General features: G+C 67.4%; 8 protein-coding genes. All 8 read left to right on the top strand.

The features are described from left to right. The first annotated feature begins 145 nt into the window (after nucleotides 1-145). The gene (locus AC1D01_RS12245; RefSeq protein ID WP_477866507.1) at nucleotides 146-679 is read left to right on the top strand and encodes a DUF934 domain-containing protein; all 534 of its coding nucleotides are present in this window, start codon (nucleotides 146-148) and stop codon (nucleotides 677-679) included. A gap of 11 nt (nucleotides 680-690) precedes the next feature. Further along, nucleotides 691-1,443, top strand: a complete 753-nt coding sequence (locus AC1D01_RS12240; protein ID WP_477866505.1) for a phosphoadenylyl-sulfate reductase — start codon at nucleotides 691-693, stop codon at nucleotides 1,441-1,443. After that, nucleotides 1,440-2,399 (top strand): sulfate adenylyltransferase subunit CysD, encoded by a 960-nt coding sequence (cysD, locus tag AC1D01_RS12235; protein ID WP_477866503.1) that lies wholly within the window; start codon nucleotides 1,440-1,442, stop codon nucleotides 2,397-2,399. The genes AC1D01_RS12240 and cysD overlap by 4 nt, the downstream gene beginning before the upstream one ends. After that, complete coding sequence (locus AC1D01_RS12230; RefSeq protein WP_477866501.1) at nucleotides 2,399-3,721, top strand: sulfate adenylyltransferase subunit 1; 1,323 nt, start codon at nucleotides 2,399-2,401, stop codon at nucleotides 3,719-3,721. The genes cysD and AC1D01_RS12230 overlap by 1 nt, the downstream gene beginning before the upstream one ends. Nucleotides 3,722-3,737: 16 nt before the next feature. Then, entirely contained in the window at nucleotides 3,738-4,418 is a 681-nt protein-coding gene (gene cysC / locus AC1D01_RS12225) for an adenylyl-sulfate kinase (RefSeq protein WP_477866499.1), read from the top strand. Then, nucleotides 4,415-5,428, top strand: a complete 1,014-nt coding sequence (locus tag AC1D01_RS12220; RefSeq protein ID WP_477866497.1) for a hypothetical protein — start codon at nucleotides 4,415-4,417, stop codon at nucleotides 5,426-5,428. Before cysC ends, AC1D01_RS12220 begins: the two co-directional genes overlap by 4 nt. Continuing rightward, nucleotides 5,425-6,516: a sulfotransferase family protein gene (locus AC1D01_RS12215; RefSeq protein WP_477866495.1), complete on the top strand. Its 1,092-nt coding sequence runs from the start codon at nucleotides 5,425-5,427 to the stop codon at nucleotides 6,514-6,516. The genes AC1D01_RS12220 and AC1D01_RS12215 overlap by 4 nt, the downstream gene beginning before the upstream one ends. 152 nt (nucleotides 6,517-6,668) lie before the next feature. Beyond that, nucleotides 6,669-8,710: PAS domain-containing protein (locus AC1D01_RS12210; protein ID WP_477866493.1), on the top strand; the 2,042-nt coding region annotated here is incomplete at its 3' end.

Below are 8,710 nucleotides of genomic sequence, written 5' to 3'. Positions count from 1 at the left end.
ACGTGATCGAGGCGGTGCTCGACACCTACCGCGCACAGCGCAGCACCGCTGCCGAGCGCTTCATCGACACCGTGAACCGCATCGGGCTCGATCCGTTCAAGACCGCAGCCAACGCCCAACGCCGCAGCACCGCCAAGGCCTGACCATGAAATTCATCGACACCGCCCGCGACCCCTGGCGCACCATCACCGGAGAAGACGGCCCGATGGTCACGCTGACGCCCGCGCCGAACAGCCTGCTGACGCTCGCGCAATGGCACGGCGTGCGCAGCACCTGGCCGGCCGGCATGGCCGTCGGCGTGCAGTTCCCGAACGATGCCGACATCGAGGACCTGGCCGAGGACCTGCCGCGGCTGAGCCTGGTCGTGCTGCACTTCCCGAAGTGGGTCGACGGCCGCGCCTACAGCCAGGCCCGGCTGCTGCGCTCGCGCTACCGCTATGCCGGCGAGGTGCGCGCCACCGGCGAGGTGCTGGTCGACATGATGCCGCTGCTGCAGCGCACCGGCTTCGATGCGGTGGCGCTGCGCGCCGACCAGTCGATCGAGGTGGCCGAACGCGCGCTGAACTTCTTCCCCGGCCACTACCAGGCCGACGTCACCGAACACCGCCCGCTGTTCAAGCGCCCGGCCGGCCAGGAGACGACGAACCGCGAGTTCAACCAGGCGGGCTCGGCGATATGAGCGCCGGCACGATGAGCGCCATCACGCTGTACGCCCGCCCGACCGCCGGCTTCGACGAGCGCGTCGCGCACGCGGTGGCGGTGCTGAAGCAGGCGGCCGCCGAGCACCCGGGCCGCGTCGTGCAGGCCACGAGCCTGGGCGCCGAGGACATGGTGCTGACCGACCTGATCGCGCGCCACGGCATCGACATCGCGATCGGCACGCTCGAGACCGGCCAGCTGCACGAGGAGACGCTGGCCCTGGTGCCGCGCATCGAGCAGCGCTACGGCCTCGCCGTCGAGGTCTACCGCCCCGAGGCCGACGCGGTGATCCACTTCGTGAAGAACCACGGCGAGCGCGCGATGTACGAGAGCATCGACCTGCGCAAGGGCTGCTGCGGCATCCGCAAGCTGGAGCCGCTGTCGCGCATGCTGGCGCAGCGCAGCGCCTGGGTCACCGGCCTGCGCCGCGAGCAGTCGAACAACCGCGGCGACGTGCCGTTCAGCGAGCCCGACGACAAGGGCCGCATCAAGTTCAACCCGCTGGCCGACTGGAGCTGGAACGACGTGTGGCAGTACATCGCGTCGAACGAGGTGCCGTACAACCCGCTGCACGACCAGTTCATGCCGAGCATCGGCTGCGCGCCGTGCACCCGCGCGATCGCGGTGGGCGAGGACTTCCGCGCCGGCCGCTGGTGGTGGGAAGACGAGAAGGCGAAAGAGTGCGGATTGCACGTGCACGGGGCCGAAGAGGCCGCCGTGTCGATGATCGGAGACCGGAAATGAATGCCCCGCTGACCGTGGAACAACTGCTGCCGCAGCTCGACCACAGCCACCTCGACTGGCTCGAGGAAGAAGCCATCTTCATCCTGCGCGAGACCGTCGCCGCGTTCGAGCGCCCGGCGCTGCTGTTCTCGGGCGGCAAGGATTCGTGCGTGGTGCTGCGCCTGGCCGAGAAGGCGTTCAAATCGAAGGGCGCCGACGGCGAGTACAAGGGCCGCCTGCCGTTCCCGCTGCTGCACGTCGACACCGGCCACAACTTTCCGGAGGTGATCGAGTTCCGYGATCGCCGCGTCGCCGAGATGGGCGAGCGGCTGGTGGTCGGCCACCTCGAGGATTCGATCAAGCGCGGCACGGTGCGCCTGTCGCACCCGCTGGAATCGCGCAACGGCCACCAGACGGTCGCGCTGCTCGAAGCCATCGAGGCGCACCGCTTCGACGTGCTGATGGGYGGYGCSCGCCGCGACGAAGAGAAGGCCCGCGCGAAGGAGCGCATCTTCTCGCACCGCGACAGCTTCGGCCAATGGCAGCCCAAGGAGCAGCGCCCCGAGCTGTGGACGCTGTTCAACACCCGCATCAAGCCGGGCGAGCACATGCGCGCGTTCCCGATCAGCAACTGGACCGAGCTCGACGTGTGGCTGTACATCGCCCGCGAGAACATCCCGCTGCCGAACCTGTACTACGCGCACGACCGCCAGGTGATCCGCCGCAAGGGCCTGCTGGTGCCGCTGACCGASGTGACGCCKCCSGARGCCGGCGAGGTGGTCGAGACGGCCGAGGTGCGTTTCCGCACGGTGGGCGACATGACCTGCACCTGCCCGGTCGAGAGCCCGGCSGCCAACGCGACCGAGATCGTCGCCGAGACGCTGAAGGTGACGGTGAGCGAGCGCGGCGCGACCCGCATGGACGAYCGCACGTCGGACGCCTCGATGGAACGCCGCAAGAAAGAGGGTTACTTCTGATGAGCACGCCGCAAGTTCAAGTGAAAGACCACCGCGAGAATCTGACGAAAGTCGCGGACCACCGCGCCTTGCGCTTCCTGACCGCCGGCAGCGTCGACGAYGGCAAGAGCACGCTGATCGGCCGGCTGCTGTTCGACAGCCGCGCGATCCTCGCCGACCAGCTCGACACGCTCGAGAAGCGCGCCGCCGGTGCGCCGATCGACCTGTCGCTGCTGACCGACGGCCTCGAGGCCGAGCGCGAGCAAGGCATCACGATCGACGTGGCCTACCGCTACTTCGCGACCAAGCAGCGCAAGTTCATCATCGCCGACGCCCCCGGCCATGAGCAGTACACCCGCAACATGGTGACGGCCGCGGCCGGCAGCGATGCGGCGGTGGTGCTGGTCGACATCACCAAGCTCGACACCCGCGCCAGCCCGATGCCGCTGCTCGCACAGACCCGCCGCCATGCRCTGCTGGCGCACCTGCTGCGCGTGCCGAACATCGTCTTTGCGGTCAACAAGCTTGATGCAGTGAGCGACCCGGCGCAGGCCTTCGCGGCGACCAGGACCGCGCTGCTCGCGTTCGCGCAGCAGGCCGGCATYGCGGTGGCCGGCGTGATCCCGGTGTCGGCGCTGCGYGGCGACAACGTCACGCAGCCGCTCGCCGCCGACTGGTATGACGGCCCGTCGCTGCTGCAGCTGCTGGAAGCCCTGCCGGCGCTGCAGGAGCGCAAGGACGGCGACCTGCTGATCCCCGTGCAGTACGTGTCGCGCGAAGGCGAAGGCACCGGCAACCAGCCGCGCACGCTGTAYGGCCGCGTGGCCCACGGCCGCGTGAAGGCCGGCGACACGGTGCAGGTGTTCCCGAGCAACCAGACCGCGGTGGTGGCCGAGGTGCGCCTCGCCGGCGASGTGGTCGAYGTSGTCGAGGCCGGGCAGTCGGCSGGTGTCGTGCTGGATCGCCAGCTCGAYGTCTCGCGCGGCGACTGGATCGCGACGCCGCAGACCATCCACGAGACGCAGCGCTTCAGCGCGACGCTCGCCTGGCTCGACACCGAGCCGGCGGTCATTGGCCGCAAGTACTGGGTGCGCCACGGCAACCGCTGGGTGCAGGCGCGCATCACCGCGATCGAGAGCCGGCTCGACATCCACACGCTGGAGGCGATCGATGCGCACCAGCTGGCCGTCAACGAGATCGGCCACGTGATCGTCGAGACGCAGCAGGCGCTGCCGGTCGAGGCSTACGCGTCGAACCGCGTCGGCGGCTCGCTGATCATCGTCGACCCGGCGAGCAACCGCACCAGCGGGGCGCTCTTGGTCAATGAGTGTTCGTCTTCCTGAGAGGCTTGCCCGCGCCATGACTCCTTCCACGCATTCCCTTGTCCGGCCACGTCTCGGCCATGCCGACACCAACGCCACCGCCGTGGCACGCGGTGTGACGTGTCTCAACGTGGTGAAGCACCCCAGCCTGGTCTCGGCGGCCGAGCGGCGCGCCCTGCTCCACCAGCAACCGGTGACGGTCTGGCTGACAGGCCTCAGCGGCGCAGGCAAATCCACCTTGGCCTATGCGGCGGAGCGCCGGCTGCACGCCCAAGGGCAGCTGGGATTCGTGCTGGATGGCGACAACATCCGCCACCATCTCAGCAGCGATCTGGGCTTCTCGCCTTCAGATCGGCGCGAGAACATCCGGCGTGTGGCGGAAGTTGCCGCCTTGATGAACGACGCCGGGCTGATCGTGTTCACGGCGCTCATCTCGCCACGGCAGGAGGACAGGGAACAAGCGCGATCCCTCATCGGCGAAGCGAGGTTCATTGAAGTCCATGTGAGCACGGCACTGGCCGTCTGCGAAGCGCGGGACCCGAAAGGACTCTACGAAAAGGCTCGAACGGGAGCCATCGCCCATTTCACCGGCGTGTCGGCGCCTTACGAGACCCCACAGTCTCCCGCGCTGCGCATCGACACGGACTTGTGCAGCCTCGACCAGTCAGCGCAGAAGCTGATGGACTTTCTCGTCAGTCGCTGCGCCCTCGTGTCATGACATCGATCGGGCCGTTCGCGTTGACGGACCGCACGGGCACCCTGCCGGTGGTGGACCTGTTCAATGGTGACGCCGACGGCATCTGCAGCCTGCACCAATTGCGCATGGCCGAGCCGCGCGCAGGGCGCCTCGTCAGTGGCGTCAAGCGCGATATCGACTTGCTCGGGAAGCTGGGCGACACGAACCCGCCCAGCGACATCACCGTGCTGGACGTCTCGTTCGACAGGAACGAAGCCGGCGTGCGTCGCGCACTGCAGGCCGGTGGGCGCGTACGCTACTTCGATCACCATTCGGCACGCAGCCTGTTCCACCACCCGCGGCTTGAAAGCCACATCGACCCTTCCGCGGTTGTCTGCACATCCTTGCTGGTGGATCGCACCCTGGCCGGCCGCTTTCACGAGTGGGCCATCGTGGGCGCCTTCGGCGACAACCTGGTCGAGGTCGCGCGCAGTCTTTGCGCGCAGCGCGGGCTCACCATGAACCAGAGGGCCAACCTGGAGCAGCTGGGGCAGCTTCTCAACTACAACGCCTACGGCGAGGCCGTGGAAGACCTGCACTTCTCGCCGATCGACCTCTATCGCGCAGTGCACGACTTCGAGAGCCCATTCGGCTTCATCGCCGACGCAGACGAATATCGCCGCCTGGCCGCCGGCCGCGCCGAAGATCAGCATCACCTCGAGACGCTCGCACCCCATTGGCGAAGCATCGATGGCGACGTCTACCTGCTGCCGGGCACGGCATGGGCTCGGCGGCTGTCCGGAACGCTGGCGAACCGCCTTTCCCACGAAGAGCCACATCGATCGTTCGCGGTACTCACGCGCCGTTCGGACGGTCACTTCCTGGTCAGCGTCCGCTCTCCCGCGCAGCGTAGATCGGCGGAAGCGTTGTGCCGCCTCTATCCAGGCGGCGGTGGGCGGCATGCAGCCGCCGGCATCGACCGTCTGCCGGTGATCGAACTGGAGCAGTTCATCGCCGACTTTTCAAACCACATCACAGGGAAATCGTCATGACCCATCAGCCCTCCATCTCCACGTCCCATCCGGGTCGCCCCCGCCCGCTTCTGATGGTGCCGTTGCGTCGATGCGGAAGCCACGCGCTGAGACTCAGGCTGAATTTCAGTGAAGGCTTCTACTCGCCTTACCCCCTGCACATCGTCGATTTCATGCCGCTGGTGCCCCTTTATGGCGATCTGGCCGAGGACCGCAACTACTTCCAGCTCGTCGTCGACATCGTCGGCTTGCAAGCCGCCAGCATGGTGAAGTGGCCCGACGTGGCGTTCGATCCGGGCGAGATCTTCGACGCCATCAAGGACGAGAAACGCAGCGTGCACCGCGTGGTGTGGGAACTGCTCCTGCGCAGCGGCGAACGGCACCATGCCCGCGTCGTGATGGACAAATCGCTCGACAGCATCCACTACGCCGCCGAGATGATGGAGCTCTTTCCCGACATGCTGTTCCTGAACGTGGTGAGGGACCCGCGCGCCCAGGTGGCTTCGATGAACCGCGCGATCATCCATGACTTCGACAGCACGCTCAATGCGATGACGTGGGTCGCCGCGCATGATGCGGCCCAGCGTCTCGTCCACGCGCATCCGGCCCGCGTACTCACCATCCGGTACGAGGATTTCCTCGCTGACCAGGAGCTTGTCCTGCGCGGCATCTGCGACTTCATCGGCCTGGACTTCCTTCCGCAAATGCTTGACGTGGCGGCTTCCACGGAAGCACGGCAGATGTCGAAGCTGTCGGATCTGTGGTCATCCAACTGCTTCGGTCCCATCCCGGCCAACCGGGACAAGTTCAAGAGCCAGTTGAGCGTCGACGAGATCGGGATCATCGAGACGGTGGCGAGAGAGCACATGCGCTCCTACGGCTATGAATTCATGACCGATGCGAACGCTCCGATTCCAGACGAAGCGGTTCTCGCCTCTCGCGCGCAGCGGTCCGCCCTGGGTCGAGCGCAAGCATGGAGCCAGCTCAGCAACACCAACTACCGCGACTTCGTTCTGCGACGGGTCAGGGCGGACCACCTCGCCGCCGTACGCGAACGCCTGAACCAGGCGCACCCCTCCCGGCTTCATGTCGCGACCGCGCCAACATGAAGATTGGCATACCGCACGGGCCCACTTCCGGCCTTCGACGCTCCCGCTGAGGCGTACCCTGCGGCGTAGCGCTTGCTCCGGTGTCGCCTGCCCGTCGAGAGGTTGTGCGCTGCAACATCGCCTGGCGACATACACCGGATCGAGTACACCCCATGCAGAAATCGGCCCTTTCAACCGCGCGAGTGGCAGGCCTCGCCGTCGGGCTGCTCGGCGCGACCCTGGCCGTGCACTGGGTGTTTCAGGTGGGCGTCATCGCGCACCTCATCCCCGGCTCCGAGCACGCGGGCATCGTCAACCCGCTGCTCTTCGTCGCGGCGAGCATCTGCCTGTTCAACGCCTCGCGCCCCTCCAGCCCGGCCGCCTGGCTCACCCGACTCTCYGCCCTCTGCATCGCCGCCCTGATCGCGCTGCCCCTGGCCTAYCTGTTCGAAGGRGYGACASGCATCGGCCTGGGCRTCGACATCGTCCGTGCCGGCACSGTCSCCACGGCGACCCWTCCCYMTCCCGGCCGGCTGTCCGCGAACGCGAGCCTGGCRTTCCTGCTCAGCGGYATCGGCTTCTGGCTGAACAGGCAACGCGCCACCCGGCCCCGCCAGCTCGTCTTCCTGACGCTGTCCCTGGCCGTCTCCCTCATCGGCCTGGGCGGACTCGTCGGTTATTTCGTAGGCCTGGAGACGCTGTACCGGGTGACTGCCTTCAACCGGATCCTGCCGATCACCGCGTTCGGGCTCTCGGTCGTCGGCGCCGGCCTGTGGATGCTCCACGTGGCATCCCAGGCGCTTGAACCCAAGACGTTGCAAGAGACCGAGCAGCGCATCAAGCGGCGCTCGACCGCGGTCCTCACGCTGGTCGCCCTGGCGGGTGGCGTTGCGGGTTTCGGGGTGATGCGCGATACCTTCGAGCGCTCGGTCGCGAAAGACATGCTGCTCATCGCCAGGACGAACGCCACATCGCTGGCCCACACCATCGAGGTGAGCCTGTGGTTCCCGAGAGCCGTGGCAACGCGGCCGGCCGCGCGCCAGGCCCTGGACACGCTGAGCACGGCGCCCGACGACGCGATGGCCAAGGAGTTCCTGCAGAGGGTTGCCGACAGCATCCTGACCACCGACCTGACGGGTGTGGAGTTCTACGCCGCGAATGCCACACGCGTGGCGCATGCGGGCTCCATGACCTCCGCGAAGATGCAGGTCATCCAGCGCCTGTCGAACACCGGGTCGACGACCATCCTGGCCTGGAAGGACGGCTACCTGCTCCTCACGGAAACCGATGTCCTCGTCGGGGAGCGCCACGTCGGACGGGTGCTCACCGAGCAGCGCATGCCGCTGTTCGATCGCCTGCTGGAGGACATCCGGGCGTCCCGCGACACATCCGACGTGGCGATCTGTGGCCACGAGAAGGACAAGCTGGTCTGTGCGCCGAACCGGTTCAGGCCGGCCGGATTCGAGCTGCCGATGTTCGACGCGGCCGGCAGCCCCGCCCTTCCGGTGGCAAGAGCCGTGCTCGGCGAACAGGGCGTGCAGTTCCTCGATGACCGGCGCGGCAGCCCTGTCCTCTCGGCCTTCGCGCCGATCAAGGATTTCGGGCTCGGGTTCGCGGTGCGAACCGATGTCGAGACGCTCTATGCGCCGATGAGGTCACGCCTGAACCTGCTTGCGCTGGCGCTTGCCGGCATCGTCGCGCTGGCCATCTATGCCCAGTACAGCGAAGTGAGGCCGGTGCTCAGGCAATTGGTCGCGAGCGTCTCGGCTGCCGAGGCCGCGGAACAGGCGGTCCGCGCGAGCGAGCATCGGCTGCGCATGGTGACCGATCACCTGCCGGCACTGATTTCCTACCTCGACTGCGATCTGCGCTTTCGCTTCGTCAACCGGACGTATCAGCAATGGTTTGGCGATGCAGCGGCGCCACAGATCGGGACGAGTGTGCGGGAGTTCTATGGCGAGCAGGCCTGGGTGGATATGGAGCCCCAACTGCGGGCCGCCCTGGACGGCCAGGAGGTTGCGTACGACCGGGAAATGGTGCGCCCCGAAGGCCGTCGCCATGTCCAGGTCACGGCCGTTCCCGATCGCGACGAGCAAGGCAAGGTCGTCGGGCTGTACACCCTCGTCGCCGACGTCACCTCGTACCGCGAAGCGCAACGAGCGCTCCAGGAGAGCGAGGCCCGTCTGCGCACGGTGGCCGATGCGCTGCCGATGCG

It is taken from the genome of Rhizobacter sp. P3_B12 (genome assembly GCF_056402895.1).
The sequence above is the reverse complement of the archived record's forward strand: the minus strand, read 5'-3'. Positions and strand labels throughout refer to the sequence as shown.

Bases quoted from the DNA above. Each gene is read 5' to 3' on its own strand.
- AC1D01_RS12220 (WP_477866497.1), top strand. From the start codon at position 4,415: ATGACATCGATCGGGCCGTTCGCGTTGACGGACCGCACGGGCACCCTG.
- AC1D01_RS12215 (WP_477866495.1), top strand. From the start codon at position 5,425: ATGACCCATCAGCCCTCCATCTCCACGTCCCATCCGGGTCGCCCCCGC.
- AC1D01_RS12240 (WP_477866505.1), top strand. From the start codon at position 691: ATGAGCGCCATCACGCTGTACGCCCGCCCGACCGCCGGCTTCGACGAG.
- AC1D01_RS12245 (WP_477866507.1), top strand. From the start codon at position 146: ATGAAATTCATCGACACCGCCCGCGACCCCTGGCGCACCATCACCGGA.
- cysC (WP_477866499.1), top strand. From the start codon at position 3,738: ATGACTCCTTCCACGCATTCCCTTGTCCGGCCACGTCTCGGCCATGCC.